The organism is Pseudomonas sp. CFBP13509 (assembly GCF_005233485.1).
GTDB lineage: Bacteria > Pseudomonadota > Gammaproteobacteria > Pseudomonadales > Pseudomonadaceae > Aquipseudomonas > Aquipseudomonas marginalis.
On sequence record NZ_QGAA01000002.1, the window covers coordinates 409071 to 430598 of the forward strand.

General features: G+C 62.0%; 23 protein-coding genes. 12 read left to right on the forward strand and 11 right to left on the reverse strand.

Features of this window, described 5'->3' with window-relative positions; all coding sequences use genetic code 11:
* The first annotated feature begins 44 nt into the window (after window positions 1-44).
* The 4 genes from PspCFBP13509_RS05220 (at window position 45) to ntrC (ending at window position 3923) form a co-directional block, all read left to right on the forward strand.
* The gene (locus PspCFBP13509_RS05220) at window positions 45-584 is read left to right on the forward strand and encodes a chorismate mutase (protein ID WP_065925748.1); all 540 of its coding nucleotides are present in this window, start codon (window positions 45-47) and stop codon (window positions 582-584) included.
* A 98-nt stretch (window positions 585-682) separates the two neighbouring features.
* Window positions 683-1108, forward strand: coding sequence for a cupin domain-containing protein (locus tag PspCFBP13509_RS05225; protein WP_065925749.1), 426 nt, complete (start codon window positions 683-685; stop codon window positions 1106-1108).
* A 296-nt stretch (window positions 1109-1404) separates the two neighbouring features.
* Window positions 1405-2490, forward strand: a complete 1086-nt coding sequence (gene glnL, locus PspCFBP13509_RS05230; protein ID WP_024072896.1) for a nitrogen regulation protein NR(II) — start codon at window positions 1405-1407, stop codon at window positions 2488-2490.
* Window positions 2487-3923, forward strand: a complete 1437-nt coding sequence (gene ntrC, locus PspCFBP13509_RS05235) for a nitrogen regulation protein NR(I) (RefSeq protein WP_027605069.1) — start codon at window positions 2487-2489, stop codon at window positions 3921-3923. Before glnL ends, ntrC begins: the two co-directional genes overlap by 4 nt.
* 529 nt (window positions 3924-4452) lie before the next feature.
* On the opposite strand, the gene PspCFBP13509_RS05245 is transcribed toward ntrC, so the two are convergent.
* Window positions 4453-4893, reverse strand: a complete 441-nt coding sequence (locus PspCFBP13509_RS05245) for a hypothetical protein (RefSeq protein WP_053140400.1) — start codon at window positions 4891-4893, stop codon at window positions 4453-4455.
* Between PspCFBP13509_RS05245 and PspCFBP13509_RS05250 the strand changes: the two genes are divergently transcribed.
* Window positions 4892-5347, forward strand: a complete 456-nt coding sequence (locus tag PspCFBP13509_RS05250; RefSeq protein WP_046070509.1) for a tRNA (cytidine(34)-2'-O)-methyltransferase — start codon at window positions 4892-4894, stop codon at window positions 5345-5347. The genes PspCFBP13509_RS05245 and PspCFBP13509_RS05250 overlap by 2 nt on opposite strands.
* 124 nt (window positions 5348-5471) lie before the next feature.
* Here PspCFBP13509_RS05250 and secB read toward each other — a convergent pair whose 3' ends face one another.
* From secB to PspCFBP13509_RS05265, 3 genes are read right to left on the reverse strand one after another with little or no spacing between them, the layout of a single operon-like run.
* A complete protein-coding gene (gene secB, locus PspCFBP13509_RS05255; RefSeq protein WP_014716520.1) occupies window positions 5472-5951 on the reverse strand; it encodes a protein-export chaperone SecB in 480 nt (159 codons plus the stop codon).
* A 42-nt stretch (window positions 5952-5993) separates the two neighbouring features.
* Window positions 5994-6248: a glutaredoxin 3 gene (grxC, locus tag PspCFBP13509_RS05260; protein WP_010213876.1), complete on the reverse strand. Its 255-nt coding sequence runs from the start codon at window positions 6246-6248 to the stop codon at window positions 5994-5996.
* Between the two features lies 1 nt (window position 6249).
* On the reverse strand, window positions 6250-6663 hold the full coding sequence (locus PspCFBP13509_RS05265; RefSeq protein WP_065925750.1) for a rhodanese-like domain-containing protein: 414 nt from the start codon (window positions 6661-6663) through the stop codon (window positions 6250-6252).
* Window positions 6664-6814: 151 nt separating this feature from the next.
* On the opposite strand from PspCFBP13509_RS05265, the gene gpmI reads away from it, so the two are divergent.
* The 4 genes from gpmI (at window position 6815) to PspCFBP13509_RS05285 (ending at window position 11950) form a co-directional block, all read left to right on the forward strand.
* Window positions 6815-8341 (forward strand): 2,3-bisphosphoglycerate-independent phosphoglycerate mutase, encoded by a 1527-nt coding sequence (gpmI, locus tag PspCFBP13509_RS05270; RefSeq protein ID WP_065925751.1) that lies wholly within the window; start codon window positions 6815-6817, stop codon window positions 8339-8341.
* Window positions 8342-8526: 185 nt separating this feature from the next.
* Window positions 8527-9822 (forward strand): murein hydrolase activator EnvC family protein, encoded by a 1296-nt coding sequence (locus PspCFBP13509_RS05275; RefSeq protein WP_137211655.1) that lies wholly within the window; start codon window positions 8527-8529, stop codon window positions 9820-9822.
* 30 nt (window positions 9823-9852) lie between these two features.
* Window positions 9853-11169, forward strand: coding sequence for a S41 family peptidase (locus PspCFBP13509_RS05280; RefSeq protein WP_027605074.1), 1317 nt, complete (start codon window positions 9853-9855; stop codon window positions 11167-11169).
* Between the two features lies 1 nt (window position 11170).
* Entirely contained in the window at window positions 11171-11950 is a 780-nt protein-coding gene (locus PspCFBP13509_RS05285) for a divergent polysaccharide deacetylase family protein (protein ID WP_074848446.1), read from the forward strand.
* On the opposite strand, the gene PspCFBP13509_RS05290 is transcribed toward PspCFBP13509_RS05285, so the two are convergent.
* The 7 genes from PspCFBP13509_RS05290 to PspCFBP13509_RS05320 all read right to left on the reverse strand — a co-directional run bounded on the left by PspCFBP13509_RS05290 (window position 11941) and on the right by PspCFBP13509_RS05320 (window position 17640).
* Window positions 11941-12696: a substrate-binding periplasmic protein gene (locus tag PspCFBP13509_RS05290; protein ID WP_137211656.1), complete on the reverse strand. Its 756-nt coding sequence runs from the start codon at window positions 12694-12696 to the stop codon at window positions 11941-11943. The two genes, PspCFBP13509_RS05285 and PspCFBP13509_RS05290, sit on opposite strands and share 10 nt — an antisense overlap.
* 66 nt (window positions 12697-12762) lie before the next feature.
* A complete protein-coding gene (gene hisF / locus PspCFBP13509_RS05295) occupies window positions 12763-13533 on the reverse strand; it encodes an imidazole glycerol phosphate synthase subunit HisF (protein WP_003171107.1) in 771 nt (256 codons plus the stop codon).
* Between the two features lie 9 nt (window positions 13534-13542).
* Entirely contained in the window at window positions 13543-14280 is a 738-nt protein-coding gene (gene hisA / locus PspCFBP13509_RS05300; RefSeq protein WP_027605077.1) for a 1-(5-phosphoribosyl)-5-[(5-phosphoribosylamino)methylideneamino]imidazole-4-carboxamide isomerase, read from the reverse strand.
* Window positions 14281-14319: 39 nt separating this feature from the next.
* Window positions 14320-14577: a DUF2164 domain-containing protein gene (locus tag PspCFBP13509_RS05305; RefSeq protein ID WP_065925755.1), complete on the reverse strand. Its 258-nt coding sequence runs from the start codon at window positions 14575-14577 to the stop codon at window positions 14320-14322.
* Window positions 14578-15216 (reverse strand): imidazole glycerol phosphate synthase subunit HisH, encoded by a 639-nt coding sequence (gene hisH, locus PspCFBP13509_RS05310; RefSeq protein ID WP_065925756.1) that lies wholly within the window; start codon window positions 15214-15216, stop codon window positions 14578-14580.
* The gene (gene hisB, locus PspCFBP13509_RS05315) at window positions 15216-15809 is read right to left on the reverse strand and encodes an imidazoleglycerol-phosphate dehydratase HisB (protein ID WP_017849940.1); all 594 of its coding nucleotides are present in this window, start codon (window positions 15807-15809) and stop codon (window positions 15216-15218) included. Before hisB ends, hisH begins: the two co-directional genes overlap by 1 nt.
* 169 nt (window positions 15810-15978) lie before the next feature.
* Window positions 15979-17640, reverse strand: a complete 1662-nt coding sequence (locus PspCFBP13509_RS05320; RefSeq protein WP_074848444.1) for an OFA family MFS transporter — start codon at window positions 17638-17640, stop codon at window positions 15979-15981.
* A gap of 325 nt (window positions 17641-17965) precedes the next feature.
* Here PspCFBP13509_RS05320 and PspCFBP13509_RS05325 point away from each other — a divergent pair, with 325 nt between their 5' ends.
* The 3 genes from PspCFBP13509_RS05325 to PspCFBP13509_RS05335 are packed head-to-tail and all read left to right on the forward strand — an operon-like array spanning window position 17966 to window position 21509.
* A complete protein-coding gene (locus PspCFBP13509_RS05325; RefSeq protein ID WP_137211657.1) occupies window positions 17966-20176 on the forward strand; it encodes an AsmA family protein in 2211 nt (736 codons plus the stop codon).
* On the forward strand, window positions 20173-21240 hold the full coding sequence (gene mutY, locus PspCFBP13509_RS05330; protein WP_065925759.1) for an A/G-specific adenine glycosylase: 1068 nt from the start codon (window positions 20173-20175) through the stop codon (window positions 21238-21240). The genes PspCFBP13509_RS05325 and mutY overlap by 4 nt, the downstream gene beginning before the upstream one ends.
* Complete coding sequence (locus tag PspCFBP13509_RS05335) at window positions 21237-21509, forward strand: oxidative damage protection protein (RefSeq protein WP_027605083.1); 273 nt, start codon at window positions 21237-21239, stop codon at window positions 21507-21509. Before mutY ends, PspCFBP13509_RS05335 begins: the two co-directional genes overlap by 4 nt.
* Window positions 21510-21528 lie beyond the last annotated feature (19 nt).

Sequence of the window (21528 nt, forward strand, 5' to 3'; positions counted from 1 at the left end):
TAACGACCTTCGCGAGCAAGCTCGCTCCTACAGGGGGATTTCCTTTGAAACATCGACTTGCGTTCACTTTGTTCTTTATCAGCGCCAGTGCATTGGCTGCGCCACCTACGCTTGAGCCTTTACTCAACAGCATCGCCGAGCGCCTGGAGATCGCCGACCAGGTGGCCTTGAGCAAATGGGACAGCAAAAAACCGGTGGAAGATAAGAAGCGCGAACAAGAAGTGATCGCCAGCGTTGTCGCCCAGGCGCCGAGCTACAAACTGGCACCCGCCGCCGCCGAGCAATTCTTCTCGGCCCAGATCGAGGCAAACAAGCTGGTGCAGTACACCCACCTGTCCGATTGGCAGTTCCAGGGCAAGGCACCCGACGATCCGCGCCCGGACCTGGTGAAGCAGATTCGCCCGCAGCTGGATCAATTGCAAACACGCCTGCTGCAACAACTGGCGGACTTCACCCCCCAACGTACCGACCCGCAGTGCCCTCACTGGCTGGCCGAAGCGGTGCATGAGCCGCTGAACGACCCGCTGCGGCAACTGGCGATGATCCGCGCCACGGCCGAGCTGTGTATTCGCACAGGCCAATAACGGATGACACCCACATTATTTTAGGCACCTTCCGGCATCCCTCCCCGAACAGCGATCGTAGCCTGACCGGCCACTCAGCGAACGGGATGAAACCAACCATGGAAGCCCTCAAATGCTTGATCGCAACAGCGGCCTGCTTGTCTGCCCTAGGCTGCAGCAGCCAGCCGAAAGTCGTCGTGCAAATCGAAAAGGAAATCCTGCTGCAGAGCAGCGCTTCATGGGACGGAACACCTTACAAGGCTTATCCCTCCGGCCCGCCGGAACTCACGCTGTTGCGACTCAAGATCCCCGCGAATACGCAGTTACCCTGGCACAGCCACCCCATGCCGAACGCAGCGTATATCCTCTCGGGCGAGTTGATCGTTGAAGCCCGTAAAGGTGGGCAAGCCCTCACCCTGACACAAGGGCAAACCCTGGCCGAGATGGTAGGCACAGTCCATCGCGGCAGAACCGGGAGCACACCGGTGGAACTGCTGGTCTTTTACGCCGGCAGCGCGGGCATGCCACTCTCCCAGCCACACTGATAAAGCCCCACCACTGAGATCGCTCTCGCACAGCCGCCGAGAGCCCTCTCTCATCACTTCCTGAACAAACCTCACAAAACCGCACTATATTGGTGCGACGACCTGCACCCTTCCCACTGACTCACCCCATTTTGGTTCGAAACTTCCCGGCCAAGCTGGCAGAACGCCACAGTTTCGCGCCTTAAACCCCTATTTCAGGGGATTAACGCTTCTTTTCGGAGCCTTGGTTTGGTTTTTGCATTTTCCTTGTATCAGCGCGTGCCTCAAGCCCGCGCCTTGCTCCAAAAGAGGTCCCGATGACCATCAGCGATGCACTGCACCGTTTGTTACTCGACAATCTGACTACCGCGACCATCCTGCTCAATGACGACCTGCGCCTTGAGTACATGAACCCGGCGGCGGAGATGCTCCTGGCCATCAGCGGCCAGCGCAGCCATGGGCAGTTCATCAGCGAATTGTTCACCGAGTCGGCCGAAGCCTTGAGTTCATTGCGCCAGGCGGTGGAGCAGGCACATCCGTTCACCAAGCGTGAAGCGATGCTCACGGCACTGACCGGCCAGACGCTGACCGTCGACTACGCCGTCACCCCGATCCTGAGCAACGGCGCGACCCTGCTGCTGCTCGAAGTGCACCCCCGCGACCGCCTGTTGCGCATCACCAAGGAAGAAGCCCAGCTGTCCAAGCAGGAGACCAGCAAGATGCTGGTGCGCGGCCTGGCCCATGAGATCAAGAACCCGCTGGGCGGCATTCGCGGCGCGGCGCAGTTGCTGGCCCGCGAGCTGCCGGACGAGCACCTCAAGGACTACACCAACGTCATCATCGAAGAGGCTGACCGCCTGCGTAACCTGGTGGACCGCATGCTCGGCTCCAACAAGCTGCCGTCGCTGGCGATGACCAACGTGCACGAAGTACTTGAGCGCGTCTGTCAGTTGGTAGAAGCCGAAAGCCAGGGCTGCATCACCTTGGTGCGCGACTACGACCCAAGCATTCCCGACGTGTTGATCGACCGCGAGCAGATGATCCAGGCGGTGCTCAATATCGTGCGCAACGCCATGCAGGCCATCAGCAGCCAGAACGAGCTGCGCCTTGGCCGCATCAGCCTGCGCACCCGTGCCCTGCGCCAGTTCACCATCGGCCACGTGCGCCATCGCCTGGTGACCAAGGTCGAGATCATCGACAACGGCCCAGGCATTCCTGCGGAACTTCAGGAAACCATCTTCTTTCCCATGGTCAGCGGCCGCCCGGACGGTACCGGGCTGGGCCTGGCCATTACCCAGAACATCATCAGCCAGCACCAGGGTCTGATCGAATGTGAAAGCCATCCCGGCCACACCACGTTCTCGATCTTTCTGCCTCTGGAACAAGGAGCCCCATCGACATGAGCCGTAGTGAAACTGTGTGGATCGTCGATGACGACCGTTCTATCCGCTGGGTCCTCGAGAAAGCCTTGCAACAGGAAGGCATGACCACCCAGAGCTTCGACAGCGCCGACGGGGTGATGAGCCGCCTGGCGCGCCAGCAGCCCGACGTGATCATCTCCGACATCCGCATGCCCGGCGCCAGTGGCCTGGACCTGCTGGCGCGGATTCGCGAGCAGCACCCGCGCCTGCCGGTGATCATCATGACTGCGCACTCCGACCTGGACAGCGCTGTCGCGTCCTATCAGGGCGGCGCCTTCGAGTACCTGCCCAAGCCATTTGATGTGGACGAGGCCGTGGCGCTGGTCAAGCGCGCCAACCAGCACGCCCAGGAACAGCAGAACCAGGAAGCCCCGCCGACCCTGACCCGCACCCCGGAAATCATCGGTGAAGCGCCGGCGATGCAGGAAGTGTTTCGCGCCATCGGGCGCTTGAGCCATTCCAACATCACCGTGCTGATCAACGGCGAGTCGGGTACCGGTAAAGAGTTGGTGGCCCACGCCCTGCACCGCCACAGCCCGCGGGCGGCCTCGCCGTTTATCGCGCTGAACATGGCGGCGATCCCCAAGGATCTGATGGAGTCCGAGCTGTTCGGCCATGAGAAAGGCGCGTTCACCGGCGCCGCCAACCTGCGTCGCGGCCGCTTCGAACAGGCGGACGGCGGCACGCTGTTCCTCGATGAAATCGGCGACATGCCGGCCGACACCCAGACCCGCCTGCTGCGCGTACTGGCGGACGGCGAGTTCTACCGCGTGGGCGGGCACACACCGGTCAAGGTCGATGTGCGCATCATCGCCGCGACTCACCAGAACCTGGAAACCCTGGTGCACGCCGGCAAGTTCCGTGAAGACTTGTTCCACCGTCTCAACGTGATCCGCATCCACATCCCACGTATGTCGGACCGCCGCGAAGATATCCCGACCCTCGCCCGCCACTTCCTCAGCCGCGCCGCCCAGGAGCTGGCCGTCGAGCCGAAGCTGCTGAAAAGCGAGACCGAGGAATACCTGAAGAACCTGCCATGGCCCGGCAACGTGCGCCAGCTGGAGAACACCTGCCGCTGGATCACCGTGATGGCGTCCGGCCGCGAAGTGCATATCGGCGACCTGCCGCCGGAGCTGTTGAGCCTGCCGCAGGATTCGGCACCGGTGACCAACTGGGAACAGGCGCTGCGCCAATGGGCCGACCAGGCCCTGGCACGCGGCCAGTCGAACCTGCTGGACAGCGCCGTACCGGCCTTCGAGCGGATCATGATCGAAACCGCCCTCAAGCACACCGCCGGCCGCCGTCGCGATGCCGCCGTGTTGCTGGGTTGGGGTCGCAATACCCTGACGCGCAAGATCAAGGAGCTGGGCATGAAGGTCGATGGTGGTGATGACGATGAGGGCGACGACGCCTGATCTCCAATCTATCGAGGTCTAATGTGGGAGGGGGCTTGCTCCCGATAGCGGTGGATCAGTCAGATAGATATCGACTGACACTCCGCCATCGGGAGCAAGCCCCCTCTCACATTTGGACCTCCACACGGACTCAGAACCGTGCACCGCTTCAATGCACCCTGTTCTAGCATCGCGCACACGTTCCAAGCCCGAAATAAGCGTTTTGTTAAGAAAATACTGACCCCCGAAAATACCAAAGCCCCGTATTCCGGGGCTTTGCGCTTTCTGGAGAAATTTTTTGGCACAACTCAGCCACTCTGGCACGCGCCCTGCAATAACCCCAGTACAACCCAGTTTCGGGGACCTTGGTACAGGCAGGCCGAGAATCCCCTCTTTACACCCGGGGTGCTTGATGCGAACCGCGTCGCGCTCCACACCGCTTTCGGGAACCTCGGTACAGGCAGGCCGGGGATTCCCTCTTTAACACCGAAGCCTCTGGCTTCACCCCGTTTTGGGAGCCCTGGTACAGGCAGGCCGGGAACTCCCTCTTTTATTGCTCTTGGAGATGGATCTCCAGCCGCCAGCGGTCATCGACCTCCTCGCCCTTCCACTCCCCGCGCAACGGCCGAGCCGCCACCAGGTTCAGCAGCAAGCCCGCATCGGTCTTGCGCACGCGCCAGTTCACATCCTTGTCGTTGACCTTGAGCTGCCCGCTGGCGGCTTTGCCTTGTGCATCGAACAACAGCGCCACGGTGCCGTCGATGTGCTCGCCGTGCAGCTTGGGTTCGCTGTTGAACCACACCACCACACCGTCCGCCGCCGTCTCTATCTGCTGCAACTCTACCGGGTCAGGGGTGGTCAGGCGGCCGATCATCAGGCCCACCATCAGGCCGACAATCGCCAATGAGCCCATGACCCTCGGCATTAGCTTCGGTCTTGGGTCTTCTTCAGGGGTAGAATGCAGCGCATCTTTGCCTTCGGAGCCGTGCATGTTTCACGTCATCCTTTTTCAACCAGAAATTCCGCCGAATACCGGCAACGTTATCAGGCTGTGCGCCAACAGTGGCTGCCACCTGCATTTGATCGAGCCCCTGGGCTTCGACATGGACGACAAGCGCCTGCGCCGTGCCGGCCTGGACTACCACGAGTATGCCACCCTGCAGCGCCATGCCGACCTGGCCAGCTGCCTGGAAAGCCTGGGCCACCCACGGCTGTTCGCGTTCACCACCAAGGGTTCGCGACCGTTCCATGATGCCAGCTTCGCCGAAGGCGACGCCTTCCTGTTCGGCCCGGAAAGCCGTGGCCTGCCGGCCGACGTACTCGACGCCCTGCCGGACGGGCATCGCCTGCGCCTGCCGATGCGCGAAGGCTGCCGCAGCCTGAACCTGTCGAACACCGTCGCCGTTGCCGTCTACGAAGGCTGGCGCCAACTCGGCTTCAAGTAACACACATAACAAATGTGGGAGGGGGCTTGCCCGATGGCGGAGTGTCAGTCGACATCTACGTGACTGATCCACCGCTATCGGGAGCAAGCCCCCTCCCACATTGGGTTCTGCGTCGGGTTCGAGATTACTGAACCGTCGGTGCGCCTTCCTGTTGCATGCGCTGCAGCTCTTGAGCGTACAGGGCATCGAAGTTCACCGGAGCCAGCATCAACGCCGGGAACGAACCACGGGTGACCAGGCTGTCCAGGGTCTCGCGGGCATACGGGAACAGGATGTTCGGGCAGAACGCACCCAGGGTGTGGCTCATGGACGCTTCGTCCAGGCCCTGGATCAGGAAGATACCGGCCTGTTGCACTTCAGCGATGAAGGCCACTTCTTCGCCATTCTTGACGGTGACCGACAAGGTCAGCACGACTTCGTGGAAATCGCCTTCCAGTGCCTTTTGACGGGTGTTCAGGTCCAGGGCAACGCTTGGGGTCCATTCCTGGCGGAAGATAGCCGGGCTTTTCGGCGCTTCGAACGACAAGTCACGCACATAGATACGCTGCAGCGAAAATTGTGGGCCTTGGGCTTCTGCTGCTTCGGTGTTCTGTTGGTCAGTCATCGCAGATCCTTCTTGATCTTGGGGTCTTTTAGGGGTTAGGAGTCAGACGAGCAGCAGCGCATCGAGTTTACCGGCGCGCTCCAGGGCAAACAGGTCGTCGCAACCACCGATGTGTTTGGCGCCGATCCAGATCTGCGGCACTGACGTGCGCCCCGCCTTCTGGGCCATTTCGGCACGCACCTGGGGTTTGCCATCGACCTTGATCTCTTCGAAGGCAACGCCCTTTTTCTCCAGCAGGGCCTTGGCCCGCATGCAGTAAGGGCACCAATCGCTGGAATATACGACGACCTGGCTCATATCACTTCACCAGCGGCAGGTTATCGGCGCGCCAGCTGCTGATGCCACCGGACAGCTTGGCGGCGGTGAAACCGGTCTTGAGCATCTCGCGGGCGTGGGTACCGGCGTGCTGGCCCTGGGCGTCGACCAGGATGATGGTCTTGGCCTTGTGCTTTTCCAGCTCGGCCAGGCGCGCGATCAGCTTGTCCTGAGGAATGTTCAGGGCACCGACGATGTGGCCGGCGGCGAAATCCTTGACTGGGCGGATATCCACCACAATGGCCTCATCCTTGTTGACCAGCGCGGTCAGCTCCGACGTGCTCAGGCTGCGGCCACCACGGCTCAATTCGTGAGCGATCAGCAGCGCCAGCAGGATGACGAAGGCACCCACGAGCAGATAGTGGGCAGTGGCAAATGCAATCAGGTGATCAACCATCAAGGAGGTTCCAGGGCGTTAAAATGGCGGTAAGTATACACAGCCGTCAGGGGGGGCCAACCCCCGTAAAGCGGTGACGTGGTCGGAACTTCGCTTTAAACTGCCACTCCCTTTTCAATTGCCTTCCTTTATTACCGCCGCGAGAGGATCTATGACTACCACGCCTAAACCTTTGGTCCTGATAATTCTCGATGGCTTCGGACACAGTGAAAGCCACCACGACAACGCGGTGTACGCGGCCAAGAAGCCCGTACTCGACCGCCTGACCGCGACGGTGCCCAACGGCCTGATCTCCGGCTCGGGCATGGACGTGGGCCTGCCGGACGGCCAGATGGGCAACTCGGAAGTCGGCCACATGAACCTCGGCGCCGGACGAGTGGTCTATCAAGACTTCACTCGCGTGACCAAATCGATCCGCGATGGCGAGTTCTTCGAGAACCCGACCCTCTGCGCAGCGGTAGATAAAGCAGTGGCCGCCGGCAAGGCCGTGCACTTCATGGGCCTGCTGTCCGACGGCGGCGTTCACAGTCACCAGGACCATCTGGTGGCGATGGCCGAGCTGGCCTTCAAGCGCGGCGCCGACAAGATCTACCTGCACGCCTTCCTCGATGGCCGCGACACCCCGCCAAAAAGCGCGCAATCCTCCATCGAGCTGCTGGACGCCACCTTCGCCGCCCTGGGCAAGGGCCGCATCGCCAGCCTGGTGGGCCGCTACTTCGCCATGGACCGCGACAACCGTTGGGACCGCGTGTCCCAGGCCTACAACCTGATCGTCGACGGCCAGGCCGAATTCCACGCCGCCACCGCCCAGGAAGGCCTGGAAGCTGCCTACGCCCGTGGCGAGAGCGATGAATTCGTCAAGGCCACCACCATCGGCGAGCCGGTCAAGGTCGAAGACGGCGACGCCGTGGTGTTCATGAACTTCCGCGCCGACCGTGCCCGCGAGCTGAGCCGTGTGTTTGTCGAAGACGGTTTCAAGGAATTCGAGCGGGCGCGCCAGCCAAAAGTCCAATACGTCGGCCTGACCCAATACGCCGCCAGCATCCCGGCCCCCGCTGCCTTTGCTGCCGGCAGCCTGGACAACGTGCTGGGCGACTACCTGGCGAAGAACGGCAAGACCCAGCTGCGTATCGCTGAAACCGAAAAATACGCCCACGTCACCTTCTTCTTCTCCGGCGGCCGTGAAGAACCGTTCCCAGGCGAAGAACGCATCCTGATCCCTTCGCCGAAAGTCGCCACCTACGACCTGCAGCCGGAAATGAGCGCGCCGGAAGTCACCGACAAGATCGTCGACGCCATTGACCACCAGCGTTACGACGTGATCGTGGTCAACTACGCCAACGGTGACATGGTCGGCCACAGCGGCAATCTGGAAGCTGCGACCAAGGCCGTGGAATGCCTGGACCTGTGCGTCGGCCGCATTGTCGAGGCCCTGGAAAAAGTCGGCGGCGAAGCGCTGATCACCGCCGACCACGGCAACTGCGAGCAGATGTCCGACGAAACCACCGGCCAGGCCCATACCGCCCACACCACCGAGCCGGTGCCGTTCATCTACGTCGGCAAGCGCGACTTCAAAGTGCGTGAAGGCGGCGTGCTGGCGGATGTGGCACCGACCATGCTGATGCTGATGGGGTTGGAGAAGCCCAAAGAGATGACCGGGACCTCAATTCTGGTCTGATCTCAACAAACATGTGGGAGGGGCTTGTCCCTTCCCACATGGGATCTGCGGTGTTTGGTAGATGTCTTTTTGCCATACCACCGCCGCTCGGCACCTATCTTGCCTTCCAGGCCGAATTGGGCGTTTTTTTTGCAGCGCTTGGCGGGCATACTAGGCCGTCCCTTTCCCTGGTGTCGCCCGCCTCTATGCTTCGCGCCTTGATTACCCTCGCTCTTGTCTGCCTGCTCCAACCGGCGTTTGCCGACGAGCGCGCACAAACTCAACAACAGTTGGACGCTACGCGTCAGGACATTACCGAGCTGAAAAAACTGCTCGGCAAGCTCCAGGAAGAAAAATCCGGGGTGCAGAAAGATCTGCGCGGCACGGAAACCGAAATGGGCAAGCTGGAGAAGCAGGTCCAGGAGCTGCAAAAAGAACTAAAGAAGAGCGAGTCGGAACTGGAGCGACTCGACGCTGAGAAAAAAAAACTCCAGAGCGCACGCGTTGAACAGCAACGCTTGATCGCGATCCAGGCCCGCGCCGCCTACCAGAGCGGCCGCCAGGAATACCTCAAGTTGCTGCTCAACCAGCAGAACCCGGAGAAATTCGCGCGCACCCTGACCTACTACGACTACCTGAGCAAGGCCCGCCTGGAGCAACTGAAAAGCTTCAACGAGACCCTGCGCCAGTTGGCCAACGTCGAACAGGAAATCGCCAACCAGCAGTCGCAGCTGGAGGACCAGAAAGCCAGCCTCAACGCCCAGCGCGACGAGCTGGACAAGGTCCGCAAGGAGCGCCAGCTGGCCCTGGCCAAGCTCAATGACGACGTGAAGGCCCGCGACGCCAAGCTGCAGGCCCGCGAGCAGGACCAGGCCGACCTGGCCAAAGTGCTCAAGACCATCGAAGAAACCCTGGCACGCCAGGCACGCGAGGCCGAAGAGGCGCGACAGAAAGCGCTGATCGCCCAGCAGGAAGCGGAAAAAAAGCGCCAGCGTGAGGCCGAACTGGCAGCCACCACCGATGCCCCGGCGCCGCGCAAACCGGTACATGCCGCCCCTGGCCCGCTGGTTTCCAGTGCCGGCGAGTCGTTCGGCGGCCCTTTTGCTTCAGCCCGCGGCAAACTTCCATGGCCGGTTGATGGTCGACTGCTGGCACGCTTTGGGGAAACCCGGGGCGATGACACCCGTGCCAAGTGGGACGGGGTGATGATCAGCGCCTCTGCCGGCAGCCAGGTCCACGCCGTACATGGCGGGCGCGTGGTGTTTGCCGATTGGCTGCGGGGCGCCGGTTTGCTGGTGATTCTCGACCACGGTAATGGCTATTTAAGCCTTTATGGCCACAATCAGACGTTACTCAAGTCGGCAGGTGATGTTGTAAAAGCCGGTGAATCTATCTCCACTGTCGGTAACAGTGGTGGCCAGGACACCCCGGCGCTGTACTTCGCTATTCGTCAGCAGGGTCGCCCGAGCGATCCCGCACAATGGTGCCGGTCCCAAGGATAGGGTCGCATCTACATTAGGAGTTCGTTCGACATGCTGCATTTGTCCCGCCTCACTTCGCTGGCCCTGACGATCGCCCTGGTCATCGGCGCGCCTCTGGCTTTTGCCGACCAGGCCGCCCCGGCTGCACCCGCCGCCACGGCCGCGACCACCAAGGCGCCATTGCCGCTGGACGAGCTGCGCACCTTTGCCGAGGTCATGGACCGGATCAAGGCCGCCTATGTCGAACCTGTAGACGACAAGACCCTGCTGGAGAATGCCATCAAGGGCATGCTCAGCAACCTTGATCCGCACTCCGCCTACCTGGGTCCGGAAGATTTTGCCGAGCTGCAGGAAAGCACCAGCGGTGAGTTCGGCGGCCTGGGCATTGAAGTCGGCGCCGAAGACGGCAATATCAAGGTGGTCTCGCCCATCGATGACACCCCGGCGTCCAAGGCCGGCATCCAGGCCGGTGACTTTATCGTCAAGATCAACGGCCAGCCGACCCGCGGCCAGACCATGACCGAAGCCGTCGACAAGATGCGCGGCAAGATCGGCCAGAAAATCACCCTGACCCTGGTGCGCGACGGCGGCAACCCGTTTGACGTGACACTCACCCGCGCGACCATCGTGGTCAAGAGCGTGAAGAGCCAGCTGCTGGAGTCTGGCTACGGTTACATCCGCATCACCCAGTTCCAGGTCAAGACCGGCGACGAAGTGGCCAAGGCCCTGGCCAAGCTGCGCAAGGACAACGGCAAGAAACTCAGCGGCATCGTGCTCGACCTGCGCAACAACCCGGGCGGCGTGCTGCAGTCGGCGGTGGAAGTGGTCGACCACTTCATCACCAAGGGCCTGATCGTCTACACCAAGGGCCGTATCGCCAACTCCGAGCTGCGCTTCTCGGCCACCGGCAACGATCTCAGCGAGAACGTGCCATTGGCCGTGCTGATCAACGGCGGCAGCGCCTCGGCCTCGGAAATCGTCGCTGGCGCCCTGCAAGACCAGAAGCGCGGCGTGCTGATGGGCACCACCAGCTTCGGCAAAGGCTCGGTACAAACCGTGCTGCCGCTGAACAACGATCGCGCCCTGAAGATCACCACCGCGTTGTACTACACGCCGAACGGCCGCTCGATCCAGGCCCAGGGCATCGTGCCGGACATCGAAGTGCGCAAGGCCAAGATCACCAACGAAATCGACAGCGAGTACTACAAGGAAGCAGACCTGCAAGGTCACCTGGGCAATGGCAACGGTGGTGCCGACCAGCCAACCGGCAGCAGCAAGAAAGCCAAGCCGATGCCGCAGGACGATGACTACCAGCTGGCCCAGGCGCTGAGCCTGCTCAAGGGCCTGAGCATTACGCGCAGCCGTTGATATGCGTGTTGCCCTGATCATCGCTGTGCTGTGCAGCCTGGCAGGGGTCGCCCAAGCGGCCCCTGCCGGCGAATCCCACAAAGCCTACCTGACCCTCATCATCGACGACCTGGGGCAAAACCTGCCCCGGGATCGTCGCGTGCTGGCCCTGCCTGGGCCGGTGACCACGGCGATCATGCCCGACACGCCCCACGCCGCCGAATTCGCCCGCGAAGCGCACAAGGCCGGCAAGATCGTGATCCTGCACATGCCCATGGACCCCGCCACCGGCCCGTTCGCCTGGCACCCGGAACTCTCCATGGAAGAACTTGGCCAACGCCTGGACGCCGCCTTCAAGGCCGTGCCCTACACCGCCGGCATCAACAACCATATGGGCAGTCGCATGACCGCCCAGCCGGCCGCCATGGCCTGGCTGATGGCGGAACTGCAGCGGCGCAACAAATTCTTCGTCGACAGCCGCACCAGCGCACAGACCGTGGCCGCCGCCGAGGCGCAGAAGATCGGCCTGGCCCATGTCTCGCGGGATGTATTCCTCGATGATGAGCGCACCGAAGCGGCGATTGCCACGCAGCTGCAAACCGCGATCAAGCTGGCGCATAAACAGGGTTCGGCGGTGATGATCGGCCACCCCTATCCGCAGACGCTGGCGGTGCTCGAGCGCGAATTGCCCAAGCTCCAGGCCCAGGGCATCGAGTGGATTGATATCAAGCTGATGATCAGTGTGCGCAGCAATCAAGCCATGGCGGGGCACGGCAAGAACGGCGTCTACCGCTACAAATAGTCCGCCATGATCTGTTCCACCCGCCCTTCAGAGCGCAACTGATCCAACGCTGCCTGCAGCCTGGCCACCGTCTCATCCGGTACATCCTTGTTCAGTGCCAGGTACAACTGGGCGCTGTTGAACCGCAGCACAGTCTTGAGCCCGGTCACACCGACCTGGCGCGCCAGGTAACGCCCGGCCGGGTCGCCGGTGGCCCACAGGTCGATCTGGCCATCCACGAGCTTTTGCGCGTTGTCCTGGTCACGCAACACCACCACCGGGTTAAGGCGCTGCTTCTCCAGGGTCTCGGCGATGGCATCGCCTTTATAGGCGCCGATCCTGTAGCGGCGCGCATGCTCCAGGTCGTCGAGCTGGATCTTGCTGTCGGCCTTGGCCAGCAGCACCCAGTCGTCCGGGCCGATGGGGCCAACCCACTTGAACAGCGCTTCACGATCCGGCAGGCGCGCCATCACAAACACGCCATAGCCGGGTTTCTCCAGGGCGAGCTTATAGATTCGCTCCCAGGGAAAACGCAGGGTGAGATTGTAGGAAATGCCGGCACGCTTGAAGGTTTCGCGCACGATGTCCACGGCGATGCCTTCGATGTTCTCGTCCCTGGCGAAGTTCTTGCCGTTCTTGGCCATGTTGTAGGGCGGGAAATTTTCCGTCAGCAACACCAGGGAGGCGTCGGACGGCTCTTCGGCGTGGGCCGCACTCACCATGAAGATGGAGGTGCTGGCGAGGGCAAGCAGCAGGGTCTTGAACATGAAGGCTACCGGAATCCATGGCAAGCGCAGAGAGTGCCGCGCGCCTGCCATGGTGTCCAGCAACGTTTAGCGAACGACGATACCGCGCGCCGCCATGTAGGCCTTGGCCTCGGGAACGGTGTATTCACCAAAGTGAAAAATACTCGCCGCCAGCACCGCGCTGGCATGGCCTTCGATGACGCCGTCGGCCAGGTGTTGCAGGTTACCGACGCCGCCGGAAGCGATCACCGGAATACCCAGCGCATCGCTGATGGCGCGGGTCACGCCCAGGTCGAAGCCGTTCTTCATGCCGTCCTGGTCCATGCTGGTCAGCAGGATTTCCCCGGCGCCCAGGCCTTCCATCTTCATCGCCCACTCCACCGCGTCCAGGCCGGTCGGCTTGCGACCGCCATGGGTGAAGATCTCCCAGCGCGGGGTTTCGCCCGGGCCGGAGACTTTCTTGGCATCGATGGCGACCACGATGCATTGCGAGCCGAAGTGCTGCGCGGCTTCGCCGACGAACTCCGGGTTGAACACCGCAGCAGTGTTGATCGAGACCTTGTCCGCACCGGCATTGAGCAGGTTGCGGATGTCCTGCACGGTGCGCACGCCACCGCCCACGGTCAGCGGGATAAACACCTGGCTGGCCATGCGCTCGACGGTATGCAACGTAGTGTCGCGGCCGTCGACGCTGGCAGTGATGTCGAGAAAGGTGATCTCGTCGGCACCCTGCTCATCGTAGCGACGGGCGATTTCCACCGGGTCGCCGGCGTCACGGATGTTCTCGAACTTGACGCCCTTGACCACGCGACCGTTGTCGACGTCCAGGCAAGGGATGATGCGTTTGGCCAGCGCCATGGTCAGTCCTCAGCCGTTGTAGGCATCGCAGTAAGCCTGGGCTTCGGCGACGTCCAGGGTACCTTCGTAGATCGCGCGGCCGGTGATGGCGCCGATGATCCCTGGCGCCTTGGCGTCCAGCAGCGACTTGATGTCGCCCAGGTTGTGAATGCCGCCGGAAGCGATCACCGGAATCTTTGTCGCCGCCGCCAGCGCCGCGGTGAACGGCACGTTGCAGCCCTGCATCATGCCGTCTTTGGCGATGTCGGTATAAACGATGGCGGACACGCCGTCGGCTTCGAACTGCCTGGCCAGGTCGATGACTTGCACGGTGCTGATTTCAGCCCAGCCGTCGGTGGCGACAAAACCGTCCTTGGCGTCCAGGCCCACGATCACTTTGCCCGGGAACGCGCGGCAGGCCTCGGCGACGAAGGCCGGGTCTTTCACGGCCTTGGTGCCGATGATCACGTAGCTCACGCCGGCCTTGACGTAATGCTCGATGGTTTCCAGGGAGCGGATACCGCCGCCGATCTGGATCGGCAGGTTCGGGTAGCGCCTGGCGATCGCGGTGACCACCTCGCCGTTGACCGGCTGGCCTTCGAAGGCGCCGTTCAAGTCCACCAGATGCAGACGCCGGCAGCCCCCTTCCACCCATTTGGCAGCCATGCTCACCGGGTCATCGGAGAACACGGTGGAATCTTCCATACGGCCTTGGCGCAGACGGACGCAGGCGCCGTCCTTGAGATCGATAGCGGGGATAATCAGCATCTGGCAAACCTTATTCGATATTCAGCAATGCTTGGGAAATCAGGGTTTCTCAAGCGACCACAGGTCGCTTTCGATGCTTTCGAACCTTTCTTTAAGGAGCGTCTGCGTATCGAAAATCGCCCTGTTGTAATAGTGCGGAGCCACTTCGGTGGTGAACAGCTCAAGAATCTCGGCGACCTCGAACGAGCCCAGCTTGAGCTCGAAGCGGTCTTCCATGAAGCGCTTGATCTTGAGGGTAGCCTCACTTTCCTGCTCTGGCGTGAGGTTCAAGATCGGCAGCTTCGGCTTCCTGGCCATTTACCAGCGCCCATCCCAGGCGGCGAAGTTCTGCAGCAATTGCAGGCCATGGGTATGGCTCTTCTCCGGGTGGAACTGCACGGCAAAACGCGAACCTTCGGCCAACGCAGCGGCGAAGTCGACGCCGTAGTGCCCACCCCCCACCACCTGGCGCGGTTTACCGGCGGCGATGTAGTAGCTGTGCACGAAGTAGAAGCGCGCCATATCCGGGATGTCGTGCCACAGCGGGTGATCCACCGCCTGGCTGACTTCGTTCCAGCCCATGTGCGGGACTTTCAGGTGGGCGCCGTCTTCGTGCAGGTCCTTGCCGAAGAACTTCACCTGGCCGGGGAACAGGCCGATGCAGTCAACGCCGTCGTTCTCTTCACTGCGATCGAGCAAGGCTTGCATACCCACGCAGATGCCGAGGAACGGACGATCCTGGCTGACTTCGCGCACCAGGCTGTCAAAGCCCAGGCGACGGATCTCGGCCATGCAATCGCGGATCGCCCCCACACCGGGGAACACCACGCGGTCGGCTTCGCGAATCACGCTGGCATCGCTGGTGATCAGCACCTTGCCGGCCCCTACGTGTTCGAGGGCCTTGGCCACCGAGTGCAGGTTGCCCATGCCGTAATCGATAACCGCGACCGTCTGCATTACAGGACGCCCTTGGTCGAGGGCATCTGCCCGGCCATGCGCTCATCCAGCTCCACGGCCATGCGCAGCGCGCGGCCGAAAGCCTTGAACACGGTTTCGATCTGGTGGTGGGTGTTGGTGCCGCGCAGGTTGTCGATGTGCAGGCTGACGAGTGCGTGGTTGACGAAGCCCTGGAAAAATTCCTGGAACAGGTCGACGTCGAAGCCGCCCACGGTGGCGCGGGTGTACGGCACGTGCATCTGCAGGCCTGGGCGGCCGGAGAAGTCGATGACCACACGCGACAGCGCTTCGTCCAGCGGGACATAGGCGTGGCCGTAGCGACGGATGCCTTTTTTGTCGCCGATGGCCTTGGCAAACGCCTGGCCGAGGGTGATGCCTACGTCTTCCACCGTGTGGTGGTCGTCGATATGCAGGTCGCCCTTGCTGACGATATCCAGGTCGATCAGCCCGTGACGGGCGATCTGGTCCAGCATGTGCTCAAGAAAAGGTACACCGATATCAAATCGGGCCTTTCCGGTGCCATCCAGGTTGATCGAGGCTTTGATCTGGGTTTCCAGAGTGTCGCGCTCGACGGACGCCTTACGTTCGGCCATCACCAGCTCCGCAAAATCATTGGGCGAAAAAGGCAGCCATTATAGGGGCGCGGGCGCTAAACAGAAACATCGAAGGGGATAAGACTGACGAGTTGAGGCGGGGAATGTCGGGGATAGACATGTATACACAAGCGGGCGCTCCAGGATGGTGCGCCCGCTTGTATTCAACTTAGTGGAACAGTACCGCCGTCTTCTGCAGGGTCACCCACACACCCCACGCCAACGGAATACCCACCACCAGCCAGGCGGCAATTGCCAATGGCACGGTGCCGGAGGCCGCTTTCCACTCCAGGGAAGTACTGGCATCGGCACCCTTGTCATGGCCCAGCGCTTGCTCTGCGGCAAGCTCTGCATCGGTCATGAAGTACTTGTCGGCCACCGGGCGGACCAGCATGTTGCAGATAAAGCCCAGCACCAGCAGGCCGGCGAGGATGTACAAGGTGATGTCATAGGCCGCAGCGCGTTCAACGCCGATGCTCAGTTGATACTCACGCAGGTAGTTCACCAGCACCGGGCCCAGCACGCCCGCCGCTGCCCAGGCGGTCAGCAGGCGACCGTGGATCGCGCCGACCATCTGGGTACCGAACAGGTCGGCCAGGTAGGCCGGGACGGTCGCAAAGCCACCGCCGTACATCGACAGGATGATGCAGAACGCCGCCACGAACAGCGCCACGTTGCCCAGGTGCCCCAGGTTCGGGATCAGCGCATACAGGGCAAAGCCCAGAGCGAAGAACACGAAGTAGGTGTTTTTACGCCCCAGGTAGTCGGAGAACGACGCCCAGAAGAACCGACCACCGATGTTGAACAGGCTCAGCAGGCCGGTGAAGCCCGCAGCGATGGCGGCAATCGACGCCAATTGCCCGGCGTCCAGTTGGCCAAACGGCACATCGACACCCAGCAGCTTGCCACCGAACACTTCCTGCAGCAGCGGCGAAGCCATGCCGAGGATGCCGATACCGGCCGACACGTTCAGGCACAGCACCAGCCATACCAGACGGAATTGCGGGGTTTTCCACGCCACATTCACGTGCACGTGACGGTGGGTGATCATCGCGTTACTGGCTTTTTTCGCCGGTGCGGTCCAGCCCTCAGGCTTCCAGCCAGTGGGTGGAACGCGGTAGGACAGCGCGCCGCCGATCATGAACACGAAGTAGATCGCAGCCATGACCAGGAAACTCTGCCATACGCCCACGCTGGTCGGCGAAGCAAAATGCCCCATCAGCGCAGCAGCCAGCGGGGCGCCCACCATTGCGCCGCCGCCGAAGCCCATGATCGCCATGCCGGTGGCCATGCCGCGCTTGTCCGGGAACCACTTGATCAGGGTCGATACGGGCGAGATATAGCCCAGGCCCAGGCCGATACCGCCAATGACCCCGGAGCCGATCCACATCAGCCAGATCTGGTGGGTATAGATACCCAGCGCCGAGATCAGCAGGCCGCCGCACCAGCACAACGCCGACACAACACCGGCCTTGCGCGGCCCGGCATGTTCCAGCCAGCCACCCCAGATCGCTGCCGAGCAGCCCAGGAAGATGAAGAACAGGGTGTAGATCCAGCCCAGCATGGAGATGGGCCAGTCGCATTGGGACGAGAAGACCTGGGCGATGAAGCTCATGTCCGGCGCACAGGCAACCGGTTTAGTGATACCCAGCGCCTTGGACAGCGGCAGCCAGAACACCGAAAAGCCGTAGGCCATGCCGATGCACAGGTGGATGGCCAGGGCGGCCGGTGGAACCAGCCAGCGGTTGAAGCCGGGCTTGGCGATAATGCGCTCCTTGGACAGGAACGCAGGCTGGGCGGCAGTAGTGCCGGCCACAGTGCTAGTGCTCATTGATGAATCCCCCAGTTATTAGTATGCGTTCGTCAGGCGCTCTCTCCCTCGGCCTTGCACGCAAAGCGTGGCCGTTTTTGTAGAGTGAAGCTCCATTTTGGCGCGACGATAAGTCGCAGAAGGCGAACGAACGGCCGAAGATTAGCATTAGCGAGTGACAGAAAAACCAAAATGACATCATCTTTTTGCGATTTTTCGGTTTTATTGGCGTCAAAAACCCGTTTTCGCCCCTATGGATACAATGTAACGATCGGTGACCTGACGCAGGCCGTCGGGCGTTATACTCTGCGGCTAAATTTTGAAATCGACATACAAGGACTCGCCCATGAAAGCGTTCGGCAAAATCCTGGGTCTGGTACTTCTCGGGCTGTTGCTGATCATTGTGGCTCTGGGCTTCGCCCTGACCCATCTCTTCGATCCCAACGACTATAAAGACGAGATTCGCCAGATTGCCCGCGACAAGGCCCACATCGAGCTGACGCTCAATGGCGATATCGGCTGGAGCCTGTTCCCCTGGCTCGGCCTGGAACTGCACGAAGCCAGCGTGGCGACCCTGACCACGCCGACCCAACCCTTCGCCGACCTGCAAATGCTTGGCCTGTCGGTACGCGTGCTGCCGCTGCTGCGTCGCGAGGTGCAAATGAGCGATGTGCGTGTCGAAGGCCTGAACCTGCGCCTCAACCGCGACAAGCAGGGCCATGGCAACTGGGAAGACATCGGCAAGACCGCGCCGGTGGCAACTGCCGGAACCCCCGCGCCAGCGCAAGCGCCTGCCGAGCCCGAAGCGGAAAAACCGTCCAAGCCGATCCGCCTGGATATCGACAGCCTGACGGTCAACAACGCCCGCGTCGAATACAACGATGAACAGACCGGCAAGCAATTCAGCGCCGAAAGTATCCAGCTGAGCACCGGCGCCGTGCACGAAGGTGCGAGCATCCCGGTGAAACTCACCGCCTTCTTCGGCAGCAACCAGCCAGTGATGCGCGTCAAGACCGAGCTCAACGGCAACCTGCGTATCGAACGCGCGCTCAAGCGCTACCAGTTCGAAGACATGAAAGTCACCGGCGAAGCCACTGGCGAGCCGCTGCAAGGCAAGACCGTGACCTTCTCCACACAAGGCCAGTTACTGGTGGACCAGGCGGCCAATATCGCCGAATGGACCAACCTGAAGCTCTCGGCCAACCAGTTGCGCGCCTTGGGCGAACTGAAGGTCAACGACCTGGACAAGACCCCGCAACTCAGCGGCGCGCTGTCCATCGCCCAGTTTGACCTGGCCAAGTTCCTCGACAGCGTCGGCAACCCGCTGCCGCCCATGGCCGAGGGCAGCCTGAGCAAGGTCGAGCTGGTCAGCCGCCTCAAGGGCACGCCGACCAGCCTGGCGCTGGAAGACCTGAACCTGAAACTCGATGGCAGCACCTTTACCGGTCGTATCGCCGTGGACGACTTTGCCAAGCAGGCGCTGCGCGTGCAGCTCAAGGGCGATACCTTCAACGCCGACAACTACCTGCCGGCCAAGTCCGAATCCGCCAAGGGCGCGACCGCCGCCCGCCAGGCCGAAGTGCAGAACAGCGAAGCCGGCGCCATGGCGGCCGGGGGCACCACGCCACTGCCGGAAGCACCGACCAAAGGCGCCTGGAGCACCGACAAACTGCTGCCATTGGCCCATCTGCGCAAGCTGGATGTGAATGCCGACCTCGCCTTCGGCCAACTGACCCTGAGTAAATTGCCGATCCAGAATGCCGTGCTGAAAGCGTCCGGCGTCGACGGCCAACTCAAGCTCGACACCCTGAGCGGCGGGCTCTACAACGGCACCTTCCAGGCCAACGGCAGCCTGGACGTGCGCCAGGACATTCCGCTGCTGGCCCTGCAAAGCCGGATCAGGCAGGTGCCGGTCGAACGCATCCTGCAGGCCCAGGGGCAAACGCCGCCGGTGAAAGGCCAGGTCACCCTCGACAGCAACCTCAGCGGCCGCGGCAACAGCCAGAAAGCCCTGATCGACAGCCTCAACGGTACCGCCAGCTTTGTGATCAACAACGGCGTGCTGCTCAACGCCAACCTCGAGCAGCAACTGTGCACCGGTATCGCCCTGCTCAACCGCAAGACCTTGAGCGGCGAACAACGCGGCAAGGACACCCCGTTCCAGGAGTTGAAGGGCAACCTGACCTTCCGTAACGGCGTCGCCAACAACCCCGACCTGAAAGTGCGCATCCCCGGGCTGGCGGTCAATGGCAACGGTGACATCGACCTGCGCGTGCTGGGCATGGATTACCGCGTCGGCATCATCGTCGAAGGCGACCAGCGCGAAGTACCGGACCCGGCCTGCGAAGTCGGAGCCAACTTCCAGGGCATCGAAGTGCCGTTGCGCTGCCGTGGCCCACTGGAACTCGGTGCCAAGGCCTGCCGCCTGGACAAGGACGGCCTGAGCCAGGTCGCGATCAAGGCGGCCGGCAACAAGCTCAGCGAGAAGCTGGAAGAGAAGCTCGACAAGGTCAATCCGCAGCTCAAAGATGCTTTGAAAGGCCTGTTCAAACGATGAAAAACGAGCAGTTTTCAACGGCGGTGCTGGACTGGTACGACCGCCACGGCCGCCATGACCTGCCCTGGCAACAGGGCATCACGCCTTACCGGGTGTGGGTTTCGGAGATCATGCTGCAGCAGACCCAGGTCAGCACGGTGCTCAATTACTTCGACCGCTTCATGGCCTCCCTGCCAACGGTCGAAGCCCTGGCCGCCGCGCCGGAGGACGAAGTGCTGCACCTGTGGACCGGCCTGGGTTATTACACTCGGGCGCGCAACCTGCAAAAGACCGCGAAAATCATCGTGGCCGAGTACGGCGGCGAGTTTCCCAGGGATGTGGAAAAACTCACCGAGTTGCCCGGCATCGGCCTGTCCACCGCCGGCGCGATTGCCAGCCTGAGCATGGGCCTGCGCGCGCCGATCCTCGATGGCAACGTCAAACGCGTGCTGGCGCGCTTCACCGCACAAGAGGGCTACCCCGGCGAACCCAAGGTGGCCAAGCAGCTGTGGGCCACCGCGGAGCGCTTCACGCCCCATGATCGTGTCAACGCCTACACCCAGGCGATGATGGACATGGGCGCCACCCTCTGCACCCGCAGCAAGCCCAGCTGCCTGCTGTGCCCGCTGGAAAAAGGCTGCGAAGCCCACCTGCTCGGCCTGGAGACACGCTACCCGATCCCCAAGCCGCGCAAGAGCATCCCGCAGAAGCGCACGCTGATGCCGATGCTGGCCAATGCCGAAGGCGCCATCCTGCTTTACCGCCGCCCCTCCACCGGCCTGTGGGGCGGCTTGTGGAGCCTGCCCGAACTGGACGACCTGCAAGACCTCGAACACCTGGCCAACCAGCACGCTCTCGAGCTGGGCGAGCACCAGGCACTGCCGGGGCTGATCCACACCTTCAGCCACTTCCAGCTGGCCATCGAACCCTGGCTGGTGCAGGTCGAGGAATCCGCCCATCACGTGGCCGAGGCCGACTGGCTCTGGTATAACCTCGCCACCCCGCCGCGCCTGGGCCTTGCCGCCCCGGTAAAGAAACTGCTGAAACGCGCGGCCGATGTATTGAACGCAGGAGAGTCGTCATGACCCGCACCGTAATGTGCCGCAAGTACAACGAAGAATTGCCAGGCCTGGAACGCCCTCCGTACCCAGGTGCGAAGGGCCAGGACATTTTCGATCACATCTCCGCCCAGGCATGGGGCGACTGGCTGAAACACCAGACGCTGCTGATCAATGAAAAACGCCTGAACATGATGAACGCCGAAGACCGTAAATACCTGTCAGGCGAAATGGACAAGTTCTTTTCCGGCGAGGATTACGCCAAGGCTGACGGCTACGTGCCGCCTGCTCAATAATTGATCAAAAATCGGGGTC